At 67.0% G+C, this 25,731-nt stretch carries 23 protein-coding genes and 7 tRNA genes; 19 read left to right on the forward strand and 11 right to left on the reverse strand.

The genetic code is table 11. The features are described 5' to 3' along the window. Nucleotides 1-50 precede the first annotated feature (50 nt). The 9 genes from QP609_RS12630 to QP609_RS12670 all read left to right on the forward strand — a co-directional run bounded on the left by QP609_RS12630 (nt 51) and on the right by QP609_RS12670 (nt 7,934). Nucleotides 51-824 carry a YggS family pyridoxal phosphate-dependent enzyme gene (locus tag QP609_RS12630; RefSeq protein ID WP_289213786.1) on the forward strand — a complete coding sequence of 258 codons (774 nt, stop codon included), beginning with the start codon at nt 51-53 and terminating at the stop codon, nt 822-824. Next, nucleotides 821-1,522, forward strand: coding sequence for a glutamine amidotransferase (locus tag QP609_RS12635; RefSeq protein ID WP_014647515.1), 702 nt, complete (start codon nt 821-823; stop codon nt 1,520-1,522). Before QP609_RS12630 ends, QP609_RS12635 begins: the two co-directional genes overlap by 4 nt. Further along, nucleotides 1,519-1,743 (forward strand): hypothetical protein, encoded by a 225-nt coding sequence (locus tag QP609_RS12640; RefSeq protein ID WP_014647516.1) that lies wholly within the window; start codon nt 1,519-1,521, stop codon nt 1,741-1,743. The genes QP609_RS12635 and QP609_RS12640 overlap by 4 nt, the downstream gene beginning before the upstream one ends. Nucleotides 1,744-1,842: 99 nt before the next feature. Beyond that, on the forward strand, nt 1,843-2,349 hold the full coding sequence (locus QP609_RS12645; protein ID WP_014647517.1) for a hypothetical protein: 507 nt from the start codon (nt 1,843-1,845) through the stop codon (nt 2,347-2,349). Between the two features lie 123 nt (nt 2,350-2,472). Further along, nucleotides 2,473-2,982: an RNA polymerase sigma factor gene (locus QP609_RS12650; RefSeq protein ID WP_014647518.1), complete on the forward strand. Its 510-nt coding sequence runs from the start codon at nt 2,473-2,475 to the stop codon at nt 2,980-2,982. Continuing rightward, nucleotides 2,979-3,905 (forward strand): FecR domain-containing protein, encoded by a 927-nt coding sequence (locus QP609_RS12655; RefSeq protein WP_014647519.1) that lies wholly within the window; start codon nt 2,979-2,981, stop codon nt 3,903-3,905. Before QP609_RS12650 ends, QP609_RS12655 begins: the two co-directional genes overlap by 4 nt. Nucleotides 3,906-3,969: 64 nt before the next feature. Beyond that, entirely contained in the window at nt 3,970-6,441 is a 2,472-nt protein-coding gene (locus QP609_RS12660; RefSeq protein ID WP_197621851.1) for a TonB-dependent receptor, read from the forward strand. Next, on the forward strand, nt 6,428-7,228 hold the full coding sequence (locus QP609_RS12665; protein WP_014647521.1) for a ChaN family lipoprotein: 801 nt from the start codon (nt 6,428-6,430) through the stop codon (nt 7,226-7,228). Before QP609_RS12660 ends, QP609_RS12665 begins: the two co-directional genes overlap by 14 nt. After that, nucleotides 7,221-7,934, forward strand: coding sequence for an energy transducer TonB (locus tag QP609_RS12670; RefSeq protein ID WP_014647522.1), 714 nt, complete (start codon nt 7,221-7,223; stop codon nt 7,932-7,934). The genes QP609_RS12665 and QP609_RS12670 overlap by 8 nt, the downstream gene beginning before the upstream one ends. Here QP609_RS12670 and QP609_RS12675 read toward each other — a convergent pair. The 8 genes from QP609_RS12675 to QP609_RS12710 form a co-directional block, all read right to left on the reverse strand. Next, nucleotides 7,931-8,365, reverse strand: a complete 435-nt coding sequence (locus tag QP609_RS12675) for a Rid family hydrolase (protein ID WP_014647523.1) — start codon at nt 8,363-8,365, stop codon at nt 7,931-7,933. The genes QP609_RS12670 and QP609_RS12675 overlap by 4 nt on opposite strands. A 185-nt stretch (nt 8,366-8,550) precedes the next feature. Then, the gene (locus QP609_RS12680; protein ID WP_014647524.1) at nt 8,551-9,453 is read right to left on the reverse strand and encodes a cation diffusion facilitator family transporter; all 903 of its coding nucleotides are present in this window, start codon (nt 9,451-9,453) and stop codon (nt 8,551-8,553) included. Nucleotides 9,454-9,481: 28 nt separating this feature from the next. Continuing rightward, nucleotides 9,482-11,770 carry an Orn/Lys/Arg decarboxylase N-terminal domain-containing protein gene (locus QP609_RS12685; RefSeq protein ID WP_049440967.1) on the reverse strand — a complete coding sequence of 763 codons (2,289 nt, stop codon included), beginning with the start codon at nt 11,768-11,770 and terminating at the stop codon, nt 9,482-9,484. Nucleotides 11,771-11,790: 20 nt separating this feature from the next. Next, nucleotides 11,791-13,143 (reverse strand): arginine/agmatine antiporter, encoded by a 1,353-nt coding sequence (gene adiC / locus QP609_RS12690; protein ID WP_014647526.1) that lies wholly within the window; start codon nt 13,141-13,143, stop codon nt 11,791-11,793. A gap of 76 nt (nt 13,144-13,219) precedes the next feature. Further along, the gene (locus QP609_RS12695; RefSeq protein ID WP_289213787.1) at nt 13,220-14,653 is read right to left on the reverse strand and encodes a DcaP family trimeric outer membrane transporter; all 1,434 of its coding nucleotides are present in this window, start codon (nt 14,651-14,653) and stop codon (nt 13,220-13,222) included. Nucleotides 14,654-15,178: 525 nt separating this feature from the next. Further along, nucleotides 15,179-16,021 (reverse strand): thiol:disulfide interchange protein DsbG, encoded by an 843-nt coding sequence (gene dsbG, locus QP609_RS12700; protein WP_014647528.1) that lies wholly within the window; start codon nt 16,019-16,021, stop codon nt 15,179-15,181. 30 nt (nt 16,022-16,051) lie between these two features. After that, the gene (locus QP609_RS12705; RefSeq protein WP_197621455.1) at nt 16,052-16,855 is read right to left on the reverse strand and encodes a redoxin family protein; all 804 of its coding nucleotides are present in this window, start codon (nt 16,853-16,855) and stop codon (nt 16,052-16,054) included. 81 nt (nt 16,856-16,936) lie between these two features. Beyond that, the gene (locus QP609_RS12710) at nt 16,937-18,004 is read right to left on the reverse strand and encodes a helix-turn-helix domain-containing protein (protein ID WP_014647530.1); all 1,068 of its coding nucleotides are present in this window, start codon (nt 18,002-18,004) and stop codon (nt 16,937-16,939) included. Between the two features lie 186 nt (nt 18,005-18,190). Here QP609_RS12710 and QP609_RS12715 point away from each other — a divergent pair, with 186 nt between their 5' ends. The 7 genes from QP609_RS12715 (at nt 18,191) to QP609_RS12745 (ending at nt 19,502) form a co-directional block, all read left to right on the forward strand. Next, nucleotides 18,191-18,589 (forward strand): heavy metal-responsive transcriptional regulator, encoded by a 399-nt coding sequence (locus tag QP609_RS12715; protein ID WP_014647531.1) that lies wholly within the window; start codon nt 18,191-18,193, stop codon nt 18,587-18,589. Between the two features lie 78 nt (nt 18,590-18,667). Next, nucleotides 18,668-18,743: transfer RNA gene (locus QP609_RS12720), tRNA-Ala, on the forward strand. A 54-nt stretch (nt 18,744-18,797) separates the two neighbouring features. Further along, nucleotides 18,798-18,873 (forward strand) — tRNA-Glu (locus QP609_RS12725). 184 nt (nt 18,874-19,057) lie between these two features. Further along, nucleotides 19,058-19,133: transfer RNA gene (locus QP609_RS12730), tRNA-Ala, on the forward strand. 49 nt (nt 19,134-19,182) lie between these two features. Beyond that, nucleotides 19,183-19,258 (forward strand) — tRNA-Glu (locus tag QP609_RS12735). A gap of 45 nt (nt 19,259-19,303) precedes the next feature. After that, nucleotides 19,304-19,379, forward strand: a tRNA-Ala gene (locus QP609_RS12740). A 47-nt stretch (nt 19,380-19,426) separates the two neighbouring features. Continuing rightward, a tRNA-Glu gene (locus QP609_RS12745) sits at nt 19,427-19,502 on the forward strand. A 101-nt stretch (nt 19,503-19,603) separates the two neighbouring features. On the opposite strand, the gene QP609_RS12750 is transcribed toward QP609_RS12745, so the two are convergent. Then, nucleotides 19,604-20,020 carry a GNAT family N-acetyltransferase gene (locus tag QP609_RS12750; RefSeq protein ID WP_014647532.1) on the reverse strand — a complete coding sequence of 139 codons (417 nt, stop codon included), beginning with the start codon at nt 20,018-20,020 and terminating at the stop codon, nt 19,604-19,606. Nucleotides 20,021-20,096: 76 nt separating this feature from the next. Here QP609_RS12750 and QP609_RS12755 point away from each other — a divergent pair, with 76 nt between their 5' ends. Continuing rightward, nucleotides 20,097-21,053, forward strand: a complete 957-nt coding sequence (locus tag QP609_RS12755; RefSeq protein ID WP_197621454.1) for an SOS response-associated peptidase family protein — start codon at nt 20,097-20,099, stop codon at nt 21,051-21,053. A gap of 123 nt (nt 21,054-21,176) precedes the next feature. Here QP609_RS12755 and QP609_RS12760 read toward each other — a convergent pair whose 3' ends face one another. Continuing rightward, nucleotides 21,177-21,557: a response regulator gene (locus tag QP609_RS12760; protein ID WP_014647534.1), complete on the reverse strand. Its 381-nt coding sequence runs from the start codon at nt 21,555-21,557 to the stop codon at nt 21,177-21,179. Nucleotides 21,558-21,689: 132 nt separating this feature from the next. Here QP609_RS12760 and QP609_RS12765 point away from each other — a divergent pair. After that, nucleotides 21,690-21,775: transfer RNA gene (locus QP609_RS12765), tRNA-Leu, on the forward strand. A 305-nt stretch (nt 21,776-22,080) separates the two neighbouring features. Then, a complete protein-coding gene (locus tag QP609_RS12770; protein ID WP_197621453.1) occupies nt 22,081-23,520 on the forward strand; it encodes a GGDEF domain-containing protein in 1,440 nt (479 codons plus the stop codon). Here the strand turns inward: QP609_RS12770 and QP609_RS12775 are convergent. Beyond that, nucleotides 23,517-25,343 (reverse strand): methyl-accepting chemotaxis protein, encoded by a 1,827-nt coding sequence (locus QP609_RS12775; protein ID WP_197621452.1) that lies wholly within the window; start codon nt 25,341-25,343, stop codon nt 23,517-23,519. The genes QP609_RS12770 and QP609_RS12775 overlap by 4 nt on opposite strands. Between the last annotated feature and the right edge of the window lie 388 nt (nt 25,344-25,731).

Here is a 25,731-nt window from a genome sequence, read left to right on the forward strand (position 1 = left end):
TCCTGTGCCAGTGTATCCCACCCTGGCCACCCTGCATTGGAGGTGCCCGCATGCCCCTTGCCGCTGCCGACTGGCCCGTCGCCCAGTCCGTTGAACAGATCGCCGCCAACCTGGTCACGGTGCGCCAACGCATCGCCGATGCCTGCGCCCGCCTCGGCCGCGACCCGGCCAGCGTGCGCCTGCTGCCGGTCAGCAAGACCGTCGATGACGCCCGCATCCGCATGGCGGTTGCCGCCGGTTGCCGCGAGCTGGGCGAGAACAAGGTGCAGGAGGCGCAACGCAAGGCCGAGACGATGGCCGATCTTGGCGTGCACTGGTCGGTGATCGGGCATCTGCAGACCAACAAGGCGCGCTACGTGGCGCGCTTCGCCAGCGAGTTCCAGGCGCTGGACAGCCTGCGCGTGGCCGAAGCACTGCAGCAGCGCCTGCAGCTGGAAGACCGCACGCTGGATGTGTTCGTGCAGGTCAACACCTCCGCCGAACCCAGCAAGTACGGCTTGGAACCCGCTGCCGTCGAGGCCTTTGTGCAGCAGCTTCCAGCGTTCGATCGCCTGCGCGTGCGCGGCCTGATGACGCTGGCCATCTTCACCCCGGAGGTCGAGCGCGTGCGTGCCTGCTTCGTGCGCCTGCGCGAACTGCGCGACCAGCTGCAGCGCACTGCACCTCCCGTCATCGACCTTTCGCAGTTGTCGATGGGCATGTCCGGAGACTTCGAAGTGGCGATCGAGGAAGGTGCCACCGTGGTCCGCGTCGGGCAGGCCATCTTCGGCGCACGCGCCACCCCGGACAGTTTCTACTGGCCCAGCAATGGAGCCTCCGCATGAAGCACGCGGTCGTCCTGCAACACGTCGCCTTTGAAGACCTCGGCACCCTGCAGCCACTGCTGTCGGCACAGGGCTGGCAGCTGCAGGTGCTGCAGGCCGGTGTCGACACCCTCGATCCGGCCGAAGCCGCCGACCTGCTGGTCGTGCTGGGCGGCCCGGTCAGCGTCAACGATGTTGATCGCTATCCCTTCCTCAACGACAGCATCGCGTTGTTGCAACGTCGGCTGCAGCAGCAACGGCCCACGCTGGGCATCTGCCTCGGCGCGCAGCTGATGGCGCGCGCACTCGGTGCCGACGTCGCCGCCAGTGGCGGCAAGGAGATCGGCTTTGCGCCGCTGCTGCTCACCGATGACGGCCAGCGCTCACCACTGCAGGCCCTGCAGGGCATTCCGGTACTGCATTGGCATGGCGAGGCGTTCGAACTCCCGTCCGGTGCACGTCGCCTGGCCAGCACGCCGGCCTGCCGCCACCAGGCCTTCGCCATGGGCAGCCATGCGCTGGCCCTGCAATGCCATCCGGAACTGGATGCCCACCAGTTCGAACGCTGGCTGATCGGCCACACCCTGGAGCTGGCGCAGGCCGGCATCGATCCGAACGATCTTCGCGCCCAGGCACGCCGTTACGGTGCACCGCTGGCTGCGGCGGCCACCGCGATGTTCGACCATTGGCTGCAGGAGCTGCCGGAGACACCGCAATGAACTACCGATTGCAGATCCACCGCGATGGCGCCCACTGGGGCCACTTCGACTGCAGCGGCCCCGATGCCATGCAACGCATGGACACCATCGCCGCGCAGCTGCCTGCCGAACAGGGCTTCCAGCTGAAACGGCAGAAAGGCGTCGGCGAAGAGCGCATCCTGTCCAGCAATGCCGACGGCCTGCGCGTACTGGCTTCGCAGATCCAGTACCGCGACATCTGACGATCGTCACGGTAGTGCCGGCCGCTGGCCGGCACCCGAATCTGGCCGGCCAGCGGCCGGCACTACCACGGCTGTTCGCCCGCGTGCGAAGCTTCACGCATGCTGACCCTGCAACGCGGCAGCCACCACGGGCTGCTGGTCGCCCCGCGCTGGCCCTCCACCCGTATCCAGCTGGAAGAAGAGGTACTACAACGCCTGCTCGATGCGCAGGCAATGCTGCCTGCCGGGCTGCGACTGCTGCTCACGCGCGGCTTCGAACCCAGCCACAGCCGGCTCGGCAGCTTCCGTCGTGGCGTGCGTTGGCTCGGTATCGCGTTGTTCCGGGCCTGCTATCCGCAACGCCATGATGAGGTCGATGCCATCTTCGGCGCCAACGGCCACGACATCGATGGCCGTCATATCGATGTCTCGCTGGTACTGCACGGCAAGCGGCTACGGCTGCTGCCCGTGGGCGTATTCACCCCGCCACGCTGGCAGGATCGTCGCGTCGCCCGCCATGCCGAAGCGGTCGCGCGGGTGAAGCGCAGCCTGCAGCGCTGCGGCTTCAAGCTGCATCATAACCCCACCGAAGCCCTGCAGATCCACTGCGATTATCGCCCGCGCTGATCTCCCGTCCCGGGCAGGCGTGTCACGCCCATCGATAGATGCAAATGATTCTCTTTTCCTGTAAGGTGCAGCCGCTGCCCTTGCCGCCGCGGGCTGTTCCCTTTCCCAGTTGTCGCCCGCCCCGTGTCCACGCCTGTCGAACCGACGGATGTCGCGCAGCTGTGCGCGGCCCATTACCGGCCGCTGCACGCCCATGTCCGCCGTAAACTCCCGCAACGCAGCGACGCCGATGACGTCGTCCAGGAAACCTGGCTGCGTGTCATCAAGGTCGCCGCCAGCGGCCTGCTGAGCAACGGCCGCGCCTACCTGTACCGCGTCGCCCACAATCTGATCGCCGATCACTACCGGCAACGCCAGCGCCGTCGTGAGGAAGCGCTGGATGACGCCCAACTGCACGCCCTCGCCGACCCTGCACCGCTGCCGGAGCAGCACCTGCTGGACGCCGAACAGCTGCGCCATCTCGACGCGATCATCGCCGCGCTGCCACCGCGCTCGCGCCAGGTATTCCTGCTGGCCCGGGTGGAGCAGATGGCACTGGCCGAGATCGGCCGCCGGCTCGGCATCAGCCGGCAGACCGCGCACGGCCATCTGCTGCGTGCGCTGGTGGCGCTGCAGCAGGTACCCGGCGCATGAGCCCGGAGGCGATCGCGCGCGAGGCCGCGCGCTGGTGGCTGGACGGCCACGACGGCGGCCGCGACGAGCGTGCCTTCAACCAGTGGTACTACGCCGATTGCCGCCACGCCGCGCAGTACCAGCACCTGCAGGCGCTCTGGCAGGCCGGTGATGCCACGCCCAGCCTGCAGCGGCATCAGCGCAAGCGGCAGCGCCGGCACCTGCGCGACGCCGGCACTGCCGTGCTGCTGCTTTGCGCCTTGGGCCTGTATACCCGCCAGGCCGCACCACCGGCCGCGCAGGTGATGCGCACGGCGGCAGGCGAGATCCGTGAAGAAGTACTGCCGGACGGCTCGCACGTGCTGCTGTCACCCGGAAGCGAAGTCCATGTCCGCATCGATGCACAGCGCCGCCAGCTGCAGCTGCAGCACGGCCAAGCCTGGTTCAAGGTAGCCGCCGATGCGCAGCATCCGTTCCAGGTGCATACGACGCACGGCATGGTCACCGCGCTCGGCACGGCCTTCGACCTTGCCGTGCACGACAACGACAGCGTGGTCACCGTCACCGAGCATCGCGTCCGTGTGGACAGCGGCACCCGCAGTGAGCAGGCCATCGAAGGGCAGCAGCTGCGCTTCGATGGCCAGGCACCGATCATCGGCCTGGCCGCCAGCCACAGTGCCCTGGCCTGGCGCGAGCGTCGCCTGCATTGGGTCTCCACGCCCTTGGCCGAGGTCACCCAGGGCCTGGATCGCTGGCATGGCGGCCACACCTGGATCATCGGCGCACACCTGCGCCAGCAGCCGGTCACCCTGCTCGGCAGTGCAGACGGTGCGGCGCGCAGCCGCGACCAGCTGGCCACGCAGCTGCATGTACGCGTGCTGCGCCTGGGCGCGGGCGTGCAGGTGTGGCTGCCGCCACGCAGGGAACATCGCGATGCACCCTGACATCGGCCCTGCCACTGCGTCTACCCAGGATGACGACGCGCTGCGTCAGCCCCTGGAGCTCCCGATGCTGTTTCACCGTCCCCTTGTCCTCGCCCTGTCACTGGCCTGCGCCGGTCCGCTTCCGTCGTTACCTGCCAGCGCACACGCGCAGGCCGCCTCCCGTCACTTCGATCTTCCTGCGCAACCGCTGGCCAGCGCGCTGGATGCCTACAGCCGGCTGACCGGTGTCGATCTGGTGATCGGCGCGGCATTGCCAGGCGGCCAGGCGGCGCCGGCACTACGCGGACGGTTCGACGACGCGCAGGCCCTGTCGCGCCTGCTGGCCGGTAGCGGCCTGCGCCCCCGTTTCATCGACGCGCGCCGCGCCACCCTGGAACCGGCGCCGGCCGCCCCCTCCGATGGCAGCCGTCGAACCGGCCCGCTGCGCGTACAGGGCGATATCGCACACGGCCATTCCCCCGGTGCAGGCGCCAGCCAGTATGTCCCGGCGGCCCGCGATGGCTTTGCGCCCGCCGTCGGCAGCGAGCGCGTGGCGATGGCCGAACGCCAGGACGGCAACAGCCTGCTGCGTTCGATGCCCGGCACCCACAGTTTCCACTCGCGCAGCCAGCCCGGCCTGCAGGTCAACATCCGCGGCATGACCGGCGCCGGGCGGGTCAACACCATGATCGATGGTGTCACCCAGACCTTCCGCAACAACGCGGGCCATGGCTCCGGCGGTCCGTTCGCCTACGTCGACCCTTTCCTGCTGGCCGGTGTGGACGTGCAACGCGGTGCGGTCGCCGGTGGTGATGGTGCCGGCACGCTGGCCGGCAGTGCCAATTTCCGCACGCTGGACATCGACGACCTGCTCGGCGAAGGCCGTGACTGGGGCCTGCGTGCGGGCTATCGCCATGGCAGCAACGGCTATGGCAGCGGCCGCACCTTCGCCGGCGCATGGCGCCACAGCGAGGACGGCGGTGACCGCCAGTTCGGCCTGCTGGCCGCTGCCAGCAGCAGTCGCAGCGGCGAGTACGCCACGGCACGCGGGCAGAAGAACAATGCCGACCCCGGCAGCCAGCAGCCCAGCAGCTGGCTGTTGAAAGCACGCCTGCAGCCCACTGACCAGCATCGGCTGGACCTGAGCCACATGCGCTACGAAAACGACTTCTACCACAACTACCCGTGGCAGATTTCCGCACGCAACCAGCGCGCCAGCTACCACTACACGCCCTACACGCCGTGGATCGACCTGCGCGCGACCTTCGCCGGCAACAAGACCCGGCTGTTCTATCCACCCGTGGAGGATTCCAGCTACATCGGCCGCCGCACCCACAGCAGCCTGAGCAGCTGGACGCTCGACAACACCAGCCGCTTCGATATCGGTGCACTGCAGGCACGCTGGAACACCGGCATCAAGCACCAGTCGGACGTCTACGTGGCCGACACCCCCATCCTGCGCGGCGCCAACCCCCAGGGCCGCAGCCAGCTGGACAGCGTGTTCAGCACGCTGGAACTGCAGTACGACATCTACGCGCTGACTGCAGGCCTGCGCCAGGATCGCTATGGCATCCGCGGCCACGTCCCGGTGTGCTCGGATGTGCCTGGCCAGTGCGCCGAGATCAACGGCGGCGGCATCGACGTGCGCCGTACCCAGCGCGCACTCAGCCCCAGCATGGCGGTATCGTGGCAGGCCACCGACTGGCTGCAACTGTTCGCCGAAGCCTCGCGTACTTCCCGCCCGCCGCGCGTGCAGGAGATGTTCTTCGAGAAGATCCCTCTGGAAGGCATGAGCGATGCCGACGGCGTGGGTGCCAACCCGTTCCTGCGCCGTGAGCGTTCGCGCAACCTGCAGTTCGGCGCCAACCTCAGCGCCTCCTCGCTGCTGGCCGACGGTGACCTGGCGCAGCTGCGCGTCACCCGCTTCGACAACCGCATCCGCGACTACATCAAGCCGCAGTACCTGCTGATCGTGCACCCGCCGGAGGTGGGGCCTTTCGTGGTACCGATCGACAGCGATCAGCAGCTCACTGCCTGGACCGATGCCCTGGACGTGGACGACTTCAGCACCACCACGCGCTGGATGAACCACCCCGGCGTGGTGCGCATGCGCGGTATCGAGCTGGAAGCGCACTACGCCAGCGCGCACTACCACGCCACGCTGAGCTGGACCCGCTCGCGCACCAGTGCGCCTGCCATCGAATTCGTCAACCTGGAAGACATCACCGCCCTGCCCGACCGCTTCTGGACGTTGGATGTCGGCGGCCGCTGGTGGCAGCAGCGCGTGCAGGCCGGCCTGCGCGCCGAATACTCCGGGCCCACCGAAGAAGGCTACGACTTCTTCCAGACCCGCAGGACCGGCGGTACCGGTGTACTGCTCGACTTCTACGCCAGCTTCAAGCCCCAGCCCAACACCACGCTGTGGCTGAACATCGAAAACCTGCAGAACAAGGCCTATGACAACAATGCCTCGATCGACAGCATCTTCAGCCCGATCCTGGACCGCGGCAACGGCCGTGGCCGCACCGTCTCGATGGGCGTCAATGTGGCGTTCTAGCCGTCGCTGGCTGCCGCTGTGCCTGCTCGCACTGGCCGCAATCGCCAGCGCGCAGCCGATGCCCGGCACGGTGATCGACCTGGCCAGCGGGCAGCGCCTGGACGAAGCCGCGTTCGTGAAGCGTGCAGCGAACGCCCCGCGGCTGCTGCTGGGCGAACGCCACGACCTGGCCGGTGACCACGCCGCCCAGCGCTGGCTGCTGCACGCGCTGCAACGGCAGCGTCCACAAGGCGCGCTGGTGATGGAGATGATCGCCAGTGAACGCCAACCGCGCCTGCAGCGGGTGCAGCGCTGGCTGGCCAAGGGCAACCATGCCGATGGTGCGCGCCTGCAGGCGCTGCTGGGCTGGGATACACGCTGGCCGTGGGCCACCTATGGCGGGCTGGTACAGGACGCCACCGCCGCCGGCATCCCCCTGTTCGGCGGCAACCTGTCGCGTGCCGAGGTCAATGCGTTGCTTGCCTCCAACACGTCGGTGCGGTTTCCGATGCCCACCGCCCGGCAACGCCTGTCGGCCGTGGTGCTGGCCCAGCACGCAGACGCCGCACCGATGCTGGAAGGGATGCTGGCCGTGCAACAGGCCCGCGACACCCGCATGGCACAGGCACTGACCGCAGCCCCTGCACCCGCGCTGCTGGTGGCCGGCCGCTGGCATGTACTGCGCGGCACCGGCGTGCCGGGCTACCTGCCACCGGAGGTACCGGCACTGGTGATCGCGCTTGCGTCACCCGACGAAGGCGTCGATGCGGCCGACGCCGATCTGCTGTGGGTGCCGGGCGATGAGTGAACGCGGCCAACACTGGCAGGCGATTGCCATCAGCATCGGCCTGCACCTGTTGCCCTTGCTGCTGTTGGTGCACTGGATGGCCGCGCCACCGTTGCTGCCGCCGCCTGAGCAGGATGTGCGCATCAGCCTGCGCCTGCTGGCACCGGCTACGCCTCCCCAGCCGGTCGAAGAGCGCCAGGCCGACACCCCCAGCCAGGCGCAGCAGGCGCGCGCGTCGCAACCGGCGAAGTCGCCCCCTCCGCCAAAGCCCACCGCCGCCCGCGAGGGCGAGGTGGCCGCCAGCGAGCTCGGTGGCCCTGGCCGGCAAGCCCTGCCGGTCGCCCCGCCTGCGGCCGTGACCGATGCAAGTCCCGCACCGGCATCGATCACGGCCGCGCCGCCCGCTCCCGACGCACCACCGGCGGACTTCCAGGCCGGCGCCGCCAGCGACCAGTGGGAAGCCCGCCTGATGGCGCGGCTGGAGCGTTATCGCTACTACCCCGCCGCCGCGCGCTCGCGCCGTCAGCAGGGGACGGCCTGGGTCAGGGCCAGCATCGATCGCGAGGGACGCCTGCAGGCCCTGCGGCTGGAGCAGTCCAGCGGCCAACCGATGCTCGACGACGCCGCACTGCAGACGTTCCGCCGCGCGCAGCCGCTGCCGCCCATTCCCATGGAAATGAAGGCACCGCAGGAACTGGTGGTGCCGGTGGAGTACTACCTGCGCTAGGCGGCGTAGGCCTCCGCCTCGATCTCGAACAGCATGCCGTCCAGCGCCAGCCGTGGCACAGGAATCAGGGTGCAGGTCGGCGCTGCGCCGTTCGGCCAACGCCGCCGTACCTGCCGGGCGATGATGCCCAGCCGGTCCTCGTCGTGGTCGACCACCAGGATGCGCAACCGCGCGACATCGGCCAGGCTGGCCTGCGCCGAACGCAATGCGATCTGCAGGTTGTCCAGTGCCTGCTCGACCTGTTCCCCGAAGCCGGGGGAGAGATGACCATCGGCATCCTCACCGCCCTGCCCGGCGATATGGATCACCCGGGCGGGAAGGCGCACCACCGCCACGTGCGAGTAGCCGTTGGCCGAGGGGTCGTAAAGCCCCGCAGGATTGAACAGTTCCAGCAGGCCGTGACTGAGGTCCGGGGTGGTCAACAGGTTCATGCCGCATGCCTCGTGGGGGATGCGAGGCAGTCTGCGACCTCAACCAGAGTTGAGGTCAAACCGAGCCGCTGCAACAGTCCGGTCCGCCATGCGCAACGATCGTGCCCACGTGTAGAGCCGAGCCCACGCTCGGCTGCTCAGCGCGAATGGCAGCCGAGCATGGGCTCGGCTCTACCGTTCACGGCTCACGTCCACGCCGGGTCTGCGGTGAAATCAATGGTCAGCCAGAACGTGCTGCCCCGAGCATCCAGCCGCACCGCGATCTCGTCACGCATCGCATCGACCTCACCCACCGAGCCCAAGGGCGTCGCCGGATCGGCCAATACGTGGATCTCGATGAAGCGCATCCGCCCCATCTTCGCCACATGGCTGGTGAAACCGGCATAGCCACGCTCGGCCACGAACGCCTGCATCACCTGCTGCACGCGCCGGTCCAGATCATCCGGCGCCACCTGCAGCACTTCGCGCATGGCCTTCCACGCGCTGCGCGCCGGCACCGGCAGCATCGCCAGGCTGATCAATGCCAGCACGATCGAATCCAGGTACGGCACCCAATGGTGCCACTCACCACCGTGCAGGACCAGCGCCAACACGAAGGCCAGCACCACTGCCAGGCTCATCAACCCGCCCAGCAGCCAGCCCCGCACATCCAGCCATAACAGCGCCGAGCGCAGATGCCGCGCCCGCTGCGCAACGAACGCCGCCATCGCCAGGTTGCTGGCACTCAGCAGCGCCGCCCACCACAGCGCGGGCCCGAATTTCACTTCGTGCCCGCCCGTGGTCAGGCCGATCACCGCGTTGGCCAGCGCATACACGCAGGCCAGCGACAGGATCACACCACCCAGCGCTTCGACCATCGGCTCCAGGTGCCAGTAGCCGTACTGAAAGCGCGGGCTTTGTTCCCGCGCCACCAGCCGCAGCACCGACAACGACACCAGGGTCAGGGCGACGTCGACCAGGCTGTACACGCCGTCGAACAGGATGGCCTGCGATCCCACCAGCAGGCCACCGCCGAAGCCGACCGCGCTCACCGCAAGGGTGACCCCGATCGAGAACGTCAGGATGCGTTGCTCGCGCGCGGTATCCATCGTTCGCCGATGAGCCGACCGTTACGGGTCAGGCCTTCAGCACCTCCACCTTGTACGAGACCGCATCACCCTCCTGCTCGATGATGAGCCCGTGCACGTCCGATTCGAAGCCCGGGAAACGGGCGTTCTGCTCGCGGGCGATGCGCAGCGACTGGATGATCGGCTCGTCGCTGTCGCCGAAGCGCTCGCCCGGCATGATGGTCGGGATGCCCGGCGGGTACGGCACCAGCATGGTCGCCGCGATGCGGCCACTGATCTGCTCGATGTCGACCCGCTCGATCTCGCCCTTGACCAGGTGGTTGTAGGCATCGGCCGGGGTCATCACCGGCGTCGGCAGGTCCACGTACATCTCGCGCATCACCTTGGCCACGGCAAATTCCTGGTTGAACGCATGCAGCGCGTCGCACAGGTCACGCAGGCCCCAGCCGGCGTAGGCATTCGGATAATCGGCGGCCAGCGTCGGCAGTGCCTGGCTCAGCGGCGCATTGCGGTCGTACAGTTCCTTGAACGCCATCAGCTCGGTGACCAGGGTGCTCCACTTGCCCTTGGTGATGCCCATCGAGAACAGGAACAGCACCGAGTACAGGTTGGTCTTTTCCACGGTGATGCCGCGGCCCCACAGGAACTTGCTCAGCACCGCCGCCGGGATGCCCAGCCTGCCCATGCTGCCGTCCATTGCCAGGCCCGGGGTCAGCAGGGTCACCTTGATCGGATCGATCAACACATAGTCGTCAACCAGGTTCTCGAAGCCGTGCCAGTGCGCGTCCGGCCGCAGGTACCACTCCTCGCGCTTGGCCACCAGCGGTGCCGGCGTATCGCCCTTGTCCAGGCTGCGCTCGACCTGGGTTGGCTGCCACACGCTGAACCACCAGTCGTCGCGACCGAGATCATCGCGGACGTGCAGCATCGCGCGGCGGAAGGCGATCGCCTCGTCATGCATTTCCTGCACCAGCGAGCGCCCGGCATCGCCTTCCATCATCTTCGAGGCCACGTCACAGGCGGCAATCACCCCGTAGTGCGGGCTGGTCGAGGTGTGCATCATGAACGACTCATTGAAGCGCTCGGCATCAAGGTTGCGTTGCGCCGAGTTGCGCACGTGGATCATCGAGGCCTGCGAAAACGCCGCCAGCAGCTTGTGGGTGGAATGCGTGGTGAAAATGATCGCATCCTGCTCACGCGGCTTGCCCTTGGCCATGCCGTAGTGGTTCTCGTAGAACGGGTGGAACGCGGCGTAGGCGTACCAGGCTTCGTCGAAATGCAGGAAATCGACTGCGCTGCCGATCTCGTCAGCGATCTTCTCGGCGTTGTAGCACAGGCCGTCGTAGGTCGAGTTGGTGACCACCGCGATGCGCGGCTTGGAGCCGGCCTTGTAGGCCTGGCTGGCCAGCGGATTGGCGGCGATGCGCTGCTGCAGCGACTCCGGCGTGAACTGGTCCAGGCTGATCGGGCCGATGATCCCGTGCGCGTTGCGGCTGGGCGTGAAGTACACCGGCACCGCACCCGTCATGATCAGCGCGTGCAGCAGCGACTTGTGGCAGTTGCGGTCAACGAACACCACGTCGCCGCGGGCCACCGTGCCATGCCAGACGATCTTGTTGGCGGTGGAGGTGCCGTTGGTGACGAAGAAGGTGTGGTCGGCACCGAAGTTGCGTGCCGCCTCGTTCTCGGCATCCTTGATCGGGCCGGTGTGATCGAGCAGCGAGCCCAGCTCCGGCACCGAGATCGACAGATCGCTGCGCAGGGTGTTCTCGCCATAGAACTGATGGAATGCGCGGCCGACCGGCGACTTGGTGAATGCCACGCCGCCGGCATGGCCCGGCGTATGCCAGGAATAGTTCGACTCGGCCGCATGATGGATCAGCGCCTTGAAGAACGGCGGCAGCAGGTTCTTCATGTAGTCTTCGGCCGCGCGCATCACCTGCCGCGAGATGAAGCTCTTGGTGTCTTCGAACAGGAAGATGAAACCGTGGATGTACTTGAGCAGCTTGCTCGGCACCTTCTCGATGGTGCGGCGCTCGCCGTACAGGAACACCGGCAGATTGGCACGGCGTGCGCTCTGCTCGCGCAGGAAGGCGGTCAGGCGCTGGAACTCGCCATCCACCTCTTCGCTGCCATCGATCGAGATCAGCACCGCCGAGGCCGCCACGTAGGTGCGGGCACCGGCCCGGGCGTCATCCAGGTTCAGCCCGCACAGCACGCGCTGGTCGTTGCTGCGCAGCTCTTCCACCAGCGCACGGATCAGGATGCCACCGATGCGCGGCGACTCGTAGTCGTTGTCGATGACAATGACCGGGTAGTCCAGGGACTTGAAGTACACGTTGATTCTCCTTGTCGAACTCAGGAATGCCGGGCGCCGGCGCTGATCGCCGAGGCCTCGCGGGCGCGCTGCCGCTGCTGGCGGCGCTCCTCGCTGAAGAAGGGATAGAACACGGTGATGAACAGCACGAACAGGAAGGCGTACTGCACGATGGTCCCCGACGAGCCGTAGATCGCCCACAGGCAGTACACGACGGTCAGGCTGGTCAGCGTCCAGAACGCACCGGTGTGGACCAGGGTGTGCGAACGCTCGACCACGAAGTAGCACGCCACGCACGAGTAGATGTAGGGCAGCAGGGTCAGCACCACGGCCGCCGACGTGATCACGTCGAACTGGGCCGACGCGGTTTCCGAGGTGGAGGTCACCAGCACCGCCAGGGTCATCAGCACCGCCACGATCAGCACGCCCTTGACCGGCACGTCGTCCTTGTTGGTCTTGCTGAAGATGCTCGGGAACAGGCCGTCATCCGACGCTGCCTTGGCACTCTGCGCGGTCAGCAGGATCCAGCCACCCAGCGAGCCGGCGGCACCGATGAAGGCGCACAGGCTGACCAGCGCGCCGCCCCAGCCACCGACCGCCTTGGCCGCCGCCAGCGCGAACGGTGCGTCGGACACCTGCAGTTCCGCGTTCGGCACCATGCCCATGATCACCGACGAACTGGCGATGTAGGCGATGGCAGCCAGGAACACGCCGGCCAGCGTCGCGCGGGCGACGTTCTTCTCCGGATTTTCGACCACACCGGCAGTCACCGATGCAGACTCGACGCCGATGAAGGCCCACAGGGTCAGTGCCGCAGCGCTCGAGATCGCACCGAAGTTCGACTCGCCAGACACGTTGTAGGCGCCCTTGAAGATGTCGGCATCGAAGAAGAACCAGCCGAAAATGGCGATGCCCAGGATCGGCACCAACGCAAAGCTGGTGGTGACCGTCTGCACGCGGCTGACGAAGGCCGGACCGATCACGTTGGCAAAGCTCAGTGCCCACACCAGCACCAGCACCGCGACGCAACGCACCAGCGGCTCGGACAGGATCGGGAAGAAATAGCTGAAATAGCCCACCGCCGCGATCGGAATGGCGACGTTGCCGATCCAGTTGGCGAACCAGTAGATGGTGTTGGTCTGGAAGCCCATGTACGGCCCGAACCAGTCGCGCGCGTAGGCATAGGGACCGCCCGCCTTGGGTGCGAGCTTGCCCAGCTTGGCGAACACGAAGGCCAGCAGCAGCGCACCGGCGGTGGTGATCAGCCAGCCCCAGATCGAGGCGGTACCGATCTTGGCCAGGCTGGACGGCAACAGGAACACGCCTGAGCCCATCATGTTGCCGGCGACGAGGAAGGTGGCTCCGACCACCCCGATTTTCTTTGCTTCTGCCATGACGATCTCCGGTACTGGCATGAGCCCGGCAGCACCGGGCGTGGGGACGGTTACGCTGGCGTACGACCGCTGGCGTCTATTTGATGAAGTTGTATTGCAGGCTGCCCTGCACCCGGACCGTGTCGCCGCGTGCGCCGCCCTGCTGTTCCAGCCGGCCGTACAGCAGCTCCATGCCCATCGTCCAGGACGGCGCCGGGCTCCAGATCAGGTTGAACACGCCGTAGCGGCTCTGCCGGAATGCATCAGCGGCGAGTGCGGCGTTGCGCTCCAGGGTCAGCCGGCCAAAGATCAGGTTGGAGCGCCACAGCGCGGACCAGTAATGGGTGTAGCCGACGAAACCGCCGTGCAGGTCCAACGCGGCGAGGCGGCCATCGGCACCGACCACTGCGTCCAGTCCGGAGCCGGTCAGGTCGGCGGTGTAGCGACTGAGGCCGCGCCCGCCGAGTACGCCGAACAGCAGCAGGTCGCGCTCGCCCACTGACGCCGAGCCGCTCAGCTGCAGGCCACCGGCCATGCGCCGGTCGCGCTCGCCATCGCCGTCGTAGGCCAGGCTGCGTGCCACCGCGCCCAGCTGCAGGTGGCCCCAGTCGCGCTCCAGGCGCGCGGTCACGGTCACATCGGGCAGGCGGTTGACTGCCGTGCGAGCATCGCTGGCGCCGGCGAGTTCAGTCTTCGGGTCTTCAGCAGCGACGGTCAGGGTGTTGCCCTTGCCTATCGCAAAACTGTGGTGGATGCCCGCCACCAGCAGGTATCCGGCGCCGCCCGGCCCGGCGAAGTCAAGCGTATCGGGCAGGCTGTCCGGGTCCATGAAGCTGGAGTAGCCATAGCCGGCATAGGTGTTGCCAAGCTGTCCATAGGCGTGTCGCAGGCGGAACTCATACCCCTCACTGCTGCCGAAGAAATCGTTCTCCAGGTAGAAACGCAGGTTGCCGTGCGTGGTCGGGCGCCGCGCCTCGAAGCTGAAGCGGGTCTGCTTGGCATGGATGTTGAAGTTGGAGACATCGCGATGGCTGCCACCCACCGGCATCGACGACGGAATGAACTGATCTTCGTCACCGGCCGCACGCGAATCGGCAATCGCATCGAGCTTGGCGTAGCCGCCGATGCGGATCACCGTATCGGTGCCGGGAATGGTGAAGAAGCCTTTCAGATCGGGGTCGGTCGGACCGGCTGCGCTGTCGGGACGCGACGCCGCCGTTGAGGGATCGGCCACCGATTCGCGCTGCGGCAGCACCGGTTGCGCCACGCCCGGCACCTGGGTCGGGTGCAGCATGCTGGCGCTGCCGCCCGCCGTTGCTGCCGGGGTCGGGGCCTGCGCCACGGCGGCAGGCGCTGAGCCCTCGCGCTGCTCAAGCCGATCCAGGCGCTGCTGCATGCCTTCCAATGCCTGGCGCATGGCAGCGATTTCCTGCCGCAACGCCTGCGCATCTTCCTGGCCATGCTGCTGCGCATACGCTGGCGCGATCGCCAGTGCGGTCGAACAGGCCAGACTCAGTACCGCCAAGCGCATTGCATCCTCCCTGGACAAACATTCGCAGCGCGCTGGCCGGATACAGGCGCACAGTGCCCTGGCCTCGCGTCGCCGTTGCTGGAAATGCGGATACTGCGTTGACGACACCGGCCAGCCTGCATCCGGCAGGCAACAGGACGATGACACTGCCCTGCCCGCACCGGTGTCGAGCCCATCAAGGCCGCGCTGCCAGAGAGGTGTCGACCGCAGCGGTCTGGGTAACAATCGGGGAGTGAGAGTGTCGTGAATGGCTGTGCCGACCGCCCTGGTTCAAGGCATGTCTGGCGCGGCATCCATGGCGCGTTGACGCTGTATTCCATGCGTCAACAGGCTAATCCGCCTGTCGTTTTTGACCTTGATTGGAATCAAGGCGCGATGCTTGATGTCAGTCACGATTCAGATGTGACGACGAACAGCTGCTGCGCAGCCCTGCTGCCCTCTCCGCCCGCCGCAGGAGCGCCGAAATGCAACAGGCCCGCATGCTGCCATGCGGGCCTGTCGGTTACATCACGACGTTGGCGGCGATCAGCGCGGACCCAGCACCGTCTGCAGGTCGGCGCCCTGCGGCAGGCCCGCGCGACGCTGCACCTGCCCTTGTCCATCCTGGAACAGGATGCCCGGCGTGCCCTGGAAGCCCATCTCGATCATCAGGACCTGGTTGGCATCAAGCTTGCCTGCGATCTCGCGGCTGATGCTCGGTAGCGCCTTGATGCCGCCACGGTCGAACTGGTGCTCATTCTCCAGCAGCGCCGCGCTCGGATCACGCGCGGCGAGGATGGCGGCGGCCTTGGCCGGGCTGTCCTCGCGGATCACGCCAACCATGATGTGGCGCAACTGCACCTTGCCGGCGTCAACCCACGGACGCGCCGCTTCCCAGAACTTGTGGCAGTACGGGCAGTTGGCATCGCTGAAGGTATAGACCACACGCGGTGCATCGGCCTTGCCGTCACGCACCCAGGCGCTGGCTTCCAGCTTGGTCCACATCTTGGCCGACATCGGTGCAGCGACCAGCTTCTCCACCGCCTCGGCGGCCACATCGTTGCCTTCGGCATCGAACAGGCTGCCCACCAGCACATGCTTGCCGTCGGCGGTCACGTACGCGGCGGCGGGCTGCTGCCCCCCCACCACGCCGGCGAAGCCACGCAGGCCACCCGGTGCATCAAACTCGGCAACGACTTCGAAGCCGTGCTTCTCGATGCCTTTCAGCACTGCGGGACGGTCGCCCTTTGCCGCGGTGGCCGGAGCGCCGGCGGCCGGCGCTGCCGCCGTCTTGCCCGGCGGGGTCTGGGCCTGGCTGCAGGCGGCCAATGCCAGCATGACCGGCAGCAACAGCACCGCCGGAGCGATGCGCAGGGAAGTCGACAACATGGGAACTCCGTAATGAGATGCCCGCGCAGGCTACCGCAGCCGGCGCAGTTTGTGTTCAAGACCCGCCGCCGTCAGTTCGCCAAGGTGCAGTTCACGCAGGCGACCTTCGGCGTCGAAGAACAGCGTCGACGGATAGGCCTGCACACCCAGCACGGTTGACGCCGAGGCGGTATCGTCCAGCAGCACATTGCCCAGCCGGAGCTGTTCGGATGCAATGAAACCCTTCACTTCGTCCAGGGTTTCCCCCTGGTTGAGGAACACGAACTGCACGTCGGTGTGGGTCTGCTGTGCGGATGCCAGCACCGGCATCTCGCGCCGGCAGGGCCCACACCAGCTGGCCCAGAGATTCAGCACCAGTGGCTTGCCCCGGAACTGCTGCAGGTCGATCACGCGCCTCTGCAGATCGGCCACCTGCACCGCCGGCAGCGGCATCCGCTGCTCCTGCCAGGCTGCCAGCAGGTGGCTGCCCACCACCCACGACACCACGCCCACCAGTGCGCCCGCCAGCACCGGCGCACGCAACGCGCGCCAGAGCCGCAGCCGCCAGGTGCCCCACGCCAGGCCCGCAGCCAGCACGACTGCAAGGTGATACCCACCGTCGGCGATCTGCAGGATGCTCCACGGGGCCTCACGGTAAAGCGCGAAGTTCAAGGCGACGAAGCTGATGCGTCCGCACAGCAGGCCGATCAGCAACATGTCCAGAACCAGGCTGGCCGCGGAAGGCACTGCCATCCCGTCTTTCCGACGCGGCCACAGGCGTGCTACCGCCATGGCCAGCAGCACGCACATCAGGATCAATACCACCGGCATCGGCACCGGTCCCACACTCGACATCAGCCCACCTGCCCCATCATCCGTTACCTGCATGGTCGAAGCGTCGCGCCCAGGTTGCAAGCGCGACGCCTACTGCAGGCATCAGGCCATGCTGCGCGGCATCTGCATGCCGGGCGCCGGTTGCAGCCCGCGCAGGCTGCCTGCCACCGATGGCAACAGCGGCCGCTCGCGCCGCTTGTTGTTGACCAGCCGGCGATAGTTGGCCGGCGTCATTCCAACAATGCGCAGGAACAGGCGACGGAATGCGCTCTGGTCGGCATAGCCCACGCCCCAGGCCACTTCATCGATGCCCGCCCCCTGCTGCAACAGCGTCTGCGCCTTGGCGATACGCAACCGCTGGCAATACTCGATCGGGCGCAGGCCGGTGGCCTTCAGGAAGCGCCGCTGCAGGGTGCGCGGCTCCAGCCCGGAAATCTCACAGATCGCACCGAGCGTGGCGCCGCGCGCAGCGGTGGTATGCAGCCAGCGTTGCGCCTTCAGTACGTCGCGATCGCCGTGGGCGAAGTTGGCACTGAAACGCTCGAGATCCTGCTGGATCGCCGCCGGAACCGTGATCCCCAGCTGCTGCGCCACGGAACTCGCCACGCCCTGGCCGTGCAGCCGGTACAGCAGGCGCAGGGCGAGGAAGCGCCAGGCCTGGGAACCGGCCACCGTCAGCAGGTCGCCGTCATCGACCAGCGCGCGCTCGCTGGGTACCCAGCTGGCCGACTGCCCCTGCAGGCCCGGATGGCGCCCGAGGTCCGGACCACTGACGGTGCGCCCAGCCAGCAGACCGGCGCGTGCCAGCATGCTGACACCGTCGCTGGCGGCAGCCAGCAGACTGCCACCGTCGTAATGCGCGCGCAGCCAATCCAGCAGCACCTCATCGGCGCGCAGGCAGACGCCCTGGCTGATCTGGCCAGGCACGGCGATCACGGCGGGGATGTCCGCCTCGAGCATCTCCGCGCCGGCAATGCGATGCACGCCGGTCTGGCTGGCCGGCACGATCCAGCGGGTCACCAGGACACGCTTGAACGGACGGCGCTGCTGCTGGGCAAGCCGGTTGGCGACATGTGCCATCTCGGTCAGCACGGAGGCGGCCGACGGGTCGCCTCCCGGGTATTCGACCACCGCGACCTCGACGAATCCTTCGTTCCTGAATCCTTCCACAGACCATCTCCTCGGTTCGTTGCAGGCCGTCCAGCGGCCGGTTCAGGCGCAGGGTAGGAACTGCCACGACGGTGGGGCTATGAAGAAAGTTGCAAAGTGCGCTGAATGCGCCGTCAGCGACGGGACCTTGACCCTGGACCAGACTCAAGGCTTCACAATGAGCGGCAGCATCCGCAGGAATCCGCCATGAACATTGGTCAACTGGCACGCCGGGCCGGCGTGCCGATCGATACGGTGCGCTACTACGAACGCCAGCAGTTGCTGCCCACGGCGGCACGCTCGGCCGGGGGCTACCGCATCTTCGGTGAGCAGGACCTGCGCCGGCTGCGCTTCATCCGCCGCGCCAAGACGCTGGGCTTCAGCCTGGAAGAAATCGCCGAACTGCTGGCGCTCAGTGACCGCCACTCACAGGACATGGGCAGTGTGCGCGACACGGCGCAGGCCCGGCTGCAGGACATTGCACAACGCATGGCCGAACTGCAGCGCATGCACACCGCGCTTTCTCAGCTGGTCGACGCCTGCCCCGGCCACGGCACGCTGGATCAGTGCCCGATCCTGGCGGCGCTGACCGACGACGCGGCATAGCAACGCGCGTGAAGAAAAGTGCAACAAATGCTTGCCAACCCCCGGGGGCAAGGCTATTATTTCGCTCCTCAGCGACGTGGGGCCATAGCTCAGCTGGGAGAGCGCCTGCATGGCATGCAGGAGGTCAGCGGTTCGATCCCGCTTGGCTCCACCAATCTTTCGGCATTAGGCCGTCGAAAGGTCGCTAAAGAACATTGATGAGAATTGCGTCCCCATCGTCTAGAGGCCTAGGACATCACCCTTTCACGGTGGCGACCGGGGTTCGAATCCCCGTGGGGACGCCACTCATCACGAACAACGAGGACCCGGCCGATAACCGGGTCTTTTTTGTTCACCGCCTACCGGCATTCAGGTTGTGGCGTTGCGGTTCCCCTGCCCTCGTGGCGACGGTCGAACCTTAACGAAAAAAGTTCAAAAAAAACTTCCACAAACGTGAACACGCAGGTATGATAGGCGGCTCGGTAACACGGGGCCATAGCTCAGCTGGGAGAGCGCCTGCATGGCATGCAGGAGGTCAGCGGTTCGATCCCGCTTGGCTCCACCACTTTCGACATTAGGCCGTCGAAGGTTCTACAACTTGAAGTTTTTCGTGCGTCCCCATCGTCTAGAGGCCTAGGACATCACCCTTTCACGGTGGCGACCGGGGTTCGAATCCCCGTGGGGACGCCAGTTTCAAAACGGACTCTGCTCCCGGCAGATCATCCGGAGTTTCATGGGGCCATAGCTCAGCTGGGAGAGCGCCTGCATGGCATGCAGGAGGTCAGCGGTTCGATCCCGCTTGGCTCCACCACTTCGACATTAGGCCGTCGAAGGATCTACAACTTGAAGTTTTCGTGCGTCCCCATCGTCTAGAGGCCTAGGACATCACCCTTTCACGGTGGCGACCGGGGTTCGAATCCCCGTGGGGACGCCAATTCTTGAAAACCCCGACTCCGGTCGGGGTTTTTCTTTGCCTGTGATTCCTGGGAAGGCCCTATCCACGCATGGTGTGGATGGCTTCACCCCGATTACAGCTCAGAACCGCCGATACATCCCGATCGATGCCGGCGCCGTGGGCGCGAAACCAAACTGTGCGTACAACCGATGCGCCTCGCCATCGGCCAGCAGGCTGACGTACGCCGATGGCGGCAGGTTGGCCTGCATCCAGCCATCCAGGCGCCGCATCACTTCCTTGCCCAGGCCCTGCCCCTGCAACCGCGGCAGCACCGCGATATCACAGACCTGCAGGTGGCAGCCGCCATCGCCGACGATACGGCCCATCGCCACCAGCTCAGTGCCCTGGTAGGCACACACGCCGAACAGCGTATTGGGCAGCGCGCGGGCGGCCGCTTCCCGGGCCTTGGCACTGAGGCCTGCAAGCACGCGCAACCGGCAGTAGTCCTCGACCGTGGGCACGGCTTCGCGGAACTGGCAGGTGATGGAATCAGTCATGCGGCATCTCCAGATGGGTCGGGCTATCCTGCCGCATCCACGTCGCAGCCGCTGCGACCCAGGCCCCCAGAGTCCCATGTGCTATTCCGCCCTGATCCGCGCTGACTACGCCAAGCTGGTACGCGAGTTCGGCGCCATCCTGTCGCTGGAGGAGTTCGCCGAACTGTACGCACACGATCCAGGCAAGAAACGGCCGAAGACGCCGAAGGCGATGGATGACGGGTTCGCCGGTGCGCGTACCGAACAGGGCCGGGCCATCGTGGCGAAGATCCAGCAATGGCATGCGCAGGAGCAGCAGGCGCTGGAGGCTGAACTGGTCCGGCAGCGCGAACGACGCGATATTGCCCACGCCACGCTGGCCACCCGGCCCACGCAGAAAGCGCGCAATGACCTGCGCGTGGCCGGTAACCGCATCGAGCGCGCGCAGGCCCGGCTGGACGACCTGCATCGGGTGCAGCTGCTGCCGCGCGACAACCGCATTTTCCCCGGCACCTACGCGCCGGTGATGGTCGGCGAGAACGGCCGGCGCGTGATCAAGCCGATGCGCTACCAGTGCCGGTTGCCGGACAAGCCGGCGCGCAACGACGTGCTGTACCCCGGCGCCTACAACGCGCGGCGCGACAGCCTGGAAGGTTACTGGCGGGGTGCGTTCGGACTGCGCCACGGCGTGGTGGTGGTGCAGGCGTTCTACGAGCACGTGCCCCGCCACGCCATCGCCGGCCGCAGCCTCGGTGCCGACGAAAAGGAGCAGGACGTGGTGCTCGAATTCCGCCCCGATCCACCCCGCGACCTGCTGCTGGCCTGCCTCTGGGCGGAATGGGAAGGACCGGAAGGCCGCCTGCTTTCGTTTGCCACGATCACCGACACACCGCCCAGCGACGTCGCCGCTGCCGGGCATGACCGCGGCGTGGTGCCGATCCGCAGGGAACACCTGGACGCCTGGCTCAACCCCGAACCGGATGATCTGGCGCGCCAGTACCGCATCCTCGATGACCGCGAGGAAATCCGTTACGTGTACGAGGAAGCGGGCTGAGCGCCGGACGCGAATGAAAAACCGCGCGTGGGCAGGGCTCCTGGATCAGGGATTGCCGCCGCGCATCGCAGACGTGAGGATTCAGCCCCCGCAGCTTCCCCCTGCCGGTGCGTGGCGAGCGGCTCAGGCCTTGGCGCTGGAGCGTCCCACCGCACGCACCAGCGCCCGCGACAGATCGGCCGACAGGTACGGCTTGACCAGCAACAGGCCGGCCAGCATCGGCGCAGGCAGCTGCTCGGCCAGCATCCCGGTGGCCAGCACGAACGGAATGCCACGCGCCGAAAGCGCTGCAGCCACTGGCTCACTGGTCTCGTTGCGGGCCAGCCGGTAATCCAGCAGGGCCACGTCAGGAGTGCTCTGCTCCAGCAGCCGCAGGGCCTCGGACACACTCGCGGCAAGCCCGACCACAGTCGCACCGGCATGCACCAGCTGCATCTGCAGCAGGGCCGCACTCATCTCGTCGTTCTCGACCACCAGCACCCTCAGGTCCTGCAACACTGTCATCAGCTACCGCTCCTGGAGGCAATTGCACGTCGGGAGTATAGCTACCAAGGGGCCAATGCCGACAGGAACCGCCCTGATAGGCTCTCCTACTAGGCATCTCCTGCCGACCTCGGTTACACTCGCACGCTGCCTGCCGGTGTGGCGGAATGGTATACGCAGCTGACTCAAAATCAGCCGGGGGTGACCCCATGAAGGTTCGAGTCCTTTCACCGGCACCACTGCATCAAAGGCCAGGTCCATGACCTGGCCTTTTGCATTTCCCGGGCCGGAGCGCCGGCACTGGCGAGGATGCCCCAGCATGCCCCTCCCACGCTTGCCGACATACTGCGCGCCCATCGCCACGTGCGGGGGCAGCCCCGCGACGTCTGGACGTACGCCCACGTCAACGCCGTCGTGTCACCCCGCTGAAACGAAAATGTGACAGCCGACAAGGTTGCGAATAGCACTAGCGCACACTTTTCTTGCCAGCCTCACCTACTTCTGCCTATCGTGATCCCAGCCGGATCTGGGGGCGGGGGAATGCATGACGTTGCGTGCGGCACTGTTTTTCATGGTCACGCACGCGCTCGTCATTGCCTTGATCGGCCCGCAGGACCCGGTTGGCTCCTACCTGATGCTGATCACCGCCCCCCTTCTGGCCGCTCTGGCCTGCGTGCGACGCGCGCGCGACAGCCAGGCGGCCTGCAAGTGGCGAACGCTGGGCGCTGCCGTCGGCCTGTTCTCGCTGGCCCTGCTGGCCCTGCTGTATCGCAATGTGGCCGGCCTCAGCCCTGCGCAGATGACCGCCTCGTCGCTGATCCTGTATGTGTTCTACCGGATTCCGCTGACCTACGTGGCCGCCAGCCCAGGCGGCGGCAACCGCTGTATCCGTGCGGTGGACCTGACGGTCATCGCGCTGCTGTGGTTGCTGTACTTCGTGCATACGCGGGCGATGGCACACCTCAACACCGCATTGTGGACGCAATGCCTGCACACCCTGAGCAACGTGCAGAACAGCCTGGTGTTCTGCTTCGCGCTGATCCGCTTCCTGGCCGAGGACAATGCCGACCGCCGCGACTTCTTCCGCACGTTGACGATCTACGCGCTCGGCTACTTCCTGATGGCGCTCTACATCAATACCTGGCAGCCGCAGGTACCCGATGGTGGCTGGGGCGACCTGCTGATCAGCGGGCTGTTCGTGCTGCTGGCAGTGCTGGCCGGCAGCACGTACCGCCCACCGGCGGTGGCTGTGCCGCGCAACCTCCGCCGCATCGTCGATGCCGGCGTGCCGCTGATGCTGCCGTTGCTGCTGATGATGGTGGCGCTGCTGGTGGCACGCCTGCAGCCGACCCTGGCCACCGTGGGGTTCATCGGTGCCATGCTCGGCCATGCCCTGCGCAGCGTGCTCACCCAGGTGCAGATCCAGCGTGAGCGCGACGAGCTGGCGCTGCTGGCCCGGCGCGATCCGTTGACCGGGCTCGGCAACCGGCGCAACTTCGATGAAGCGCTCGGCAGCGCGCACGGCCGCGCCCGTCGCCAGGGCGTGGGGCTGGCGGTGCTGATGATCGATATCGACCACTTCAAGCGACTCAACGACACCTACGGGCATCCGGAAGGTGATCGCCGCCTGCAGGCGGTCGCCGCGATCCTCGACGGCTGCCTGCAACGCGGTGATGATCTGCTGGCCCGCTACGGCGGCGAGGAGTTCATCGCCGCCCTGCCCGCGCCCGACATCGGCCACGCCCTGGGCCTGGGCGAGCGCCTGCGCGCCGCCGTGGAAGCCGCCGCCCTGCCCGCCGCCCAGGCCCACGTGACCATCAGCATCGGCGTGGCCTGGCAGGCCGCCCATGATGAGGGTGACCCGCGCAGCCTGGTCGAGCGTGCCGACCAGGCCCTGTACCGGGCCAAGCATGCCGGCCGCAACTGCGTGCACGCCGCCCCGGCCGTCGAGGCCGGGGAACAACACGCCGACCGCCGCGCCTAGACCGCGCGCAGCACCGCCGCACCATGCAGGTGCCCCGCCCCACCCTGCACGCGGAAGCTGGCCACCGTCTGCAGCAGCTGCGCCGACTGTTCTTCCATGCTGCGCGCCGCGGCCGAAGCTTCCTCGACCAGCGCGGCGTTCTGCTGGGTGCCCTGGTCGATCAGATCGACGGCATGGTTCATCTGCTGGATGTCGTCGCTCTGCTGCTGCGCGGCCGTGCTGATCTCGGACATCAGGTCGCTGACCCGGCGCACGTTGACCACGATCTCGTCCATGGTGCGGCCGGCGCTCTCAACCTGCGCGGTACCGGCACCGACATTGGCCACCGACGCATCGATCAGCTGCTTGATCTCCTTGGCGGCACTGGCCGAGCGCTGCGACAGTTCCCGGATCTCGGTGGCGACCACGGCGAAGCCACGCCCGTGTTCGCCCGCACGCGCGGCTTCCACCGCGGCGTTCAGGGCAAGGATGTTGGTCTGGAAGGCGATGCCGTCGATCACGCCGATGATGTCGACGATGCGGCGCGAGGACGCGTTGATCACCGCCATGGTTTCCACCACTTCGTGCACTACGTTACCGCCGCGCGCGGCGACATCGGCGGCACCACCAGCCAGCTGACTGGCCTGCCGTGCGTTGGTCGCGGTGCGCTGCACGGTCTCGGCCAGGCCCTTCATCGACACCGCGGTCTCCTCCAGCGACGCTGCCTGCTGCTCGGTGCGCTGCGACAGATCGCTGTTGCCCTGCGCGATCTCGGTGGCACCGACGGCGATGGTGTCAGCGGCGAACTTGATCTGGCCGATGATCGCGGCCATCGCCTCGACCAGCGAATTCACCCCTTCGCACAGCTCGGCGATCGGCCCGGTCTTGTCGGCGGTGGCCACGCGCCGGGTCAGGTCGCCCTCCTTGGCGGCCGCCACCACTTCACGGGTCTGCGCCACGGCACGCTGCATGGCCTGGTTCTCATGCACCTGCGCGGTGATGTCGGTGGCGTACTTGACCACCTTGAACGGCTTCCCGTTGAGGTCCAGGATCGGGTTGTAGGACGCCTGGATCCAGACCTCGCGTCCGCCCTTGCCGAGGCGCCGGTACTGGCCGGCATCATATTCGCCACGGCCGAGCTTTTCCCAGAACTGCCGATACTCGGCACTGCTGCGATACTCAGGTTCGACGAACAGCGAGTGGTGCTGGCCACGCACATCATCCAGGCTGTAACCGGTGGCAGCCAGGAAGTTGTCGTTGGCCGACAGGATGCGGCCATCCATGCTGAACTCGATCACCGCCTGCGACTTGTCGATGGCCGCCAGCTGGCCGGCCGAGTCGGCCGCCTGCAGCTTCTGCGCAGTGATGTCAGTGGCGAACTTGACCACCTTGTACGGACGCCCCTGTCGGTCCAGCACCGGGTTGTACGAGGCCTGGATCCAGATCTCGCGCTGGTTCTTGCCAAAACGCCGGTACTGGCCCGCGTCATATTCGCCACGACCCAGCCGCGCCCAGAAGTCACGGTATCCGGCGCTGCGCGCCTGCTCGGGGTCGACGAACAGGGAATGATGCTTGCCCTGGATCTCCTCCAGCCGGTAACCCATCGCCTGCAGGAAGTTGTCGTTGGCCTGCAGGATGGTGCCATCGAGGGCGAACTCGATGACCGCCTGGACCCGGTGCAGCGCCGCGACCTGCGCCTCCAGCTCGGCACGGCCATCGGCCGCCGCCTCGACGCCGCTGCGGTGCTGCGGTGCCAGCGCGCCCAGCAGGGCGCGCCACGGCGACCAACGGGTATGCAGCTCGGCCGGCGCCTGCGCGCCCGCCGTAAAGCCTGGAATGAGCATTGTCTGATCCTCGGTGTCCGGTAAGCGGTTGCGACCCGACGGGCGGGATGCCCGGCGGCAACTTCAGTTGCTTGGGACTACAGGTACCGGCAGGCACCCCTCGAGCGGCTGGCAAGAACGTCTGGTGCGGGTGCGATCGGCATAGGGAGCGGCGGAACACACAGCGCGGGCCGCCCGTCGGGGGCAGCCTGGGGTCCTGCAGCGGGCGACTTGAGCGGGATCCAGAGGGAATATCGGCGATGCGATCGGTGGCTTTAGCCGGATTCCGCGACGTCCGTCGCATCTTCAGATGCTGCTACAGGGATGCGGTAGACAATCGCGATGTACTTCACATTCTGCTCACGCGCGACAGGGGCACCGCCGAGCGGTTTCGCCGGGTGCCGGCTGG

The sequence above is a fragment of the Stenotrophomonas sp. 8(2023) genome, from assembly GCF_030345295.1.
GTDB lineage: Bacteria > Pseudomonadota > Gammaproteobacteria > Xanthomonadales > Xanthomonadaceae > Stenotrophomonas > Stenotrophomonas muris.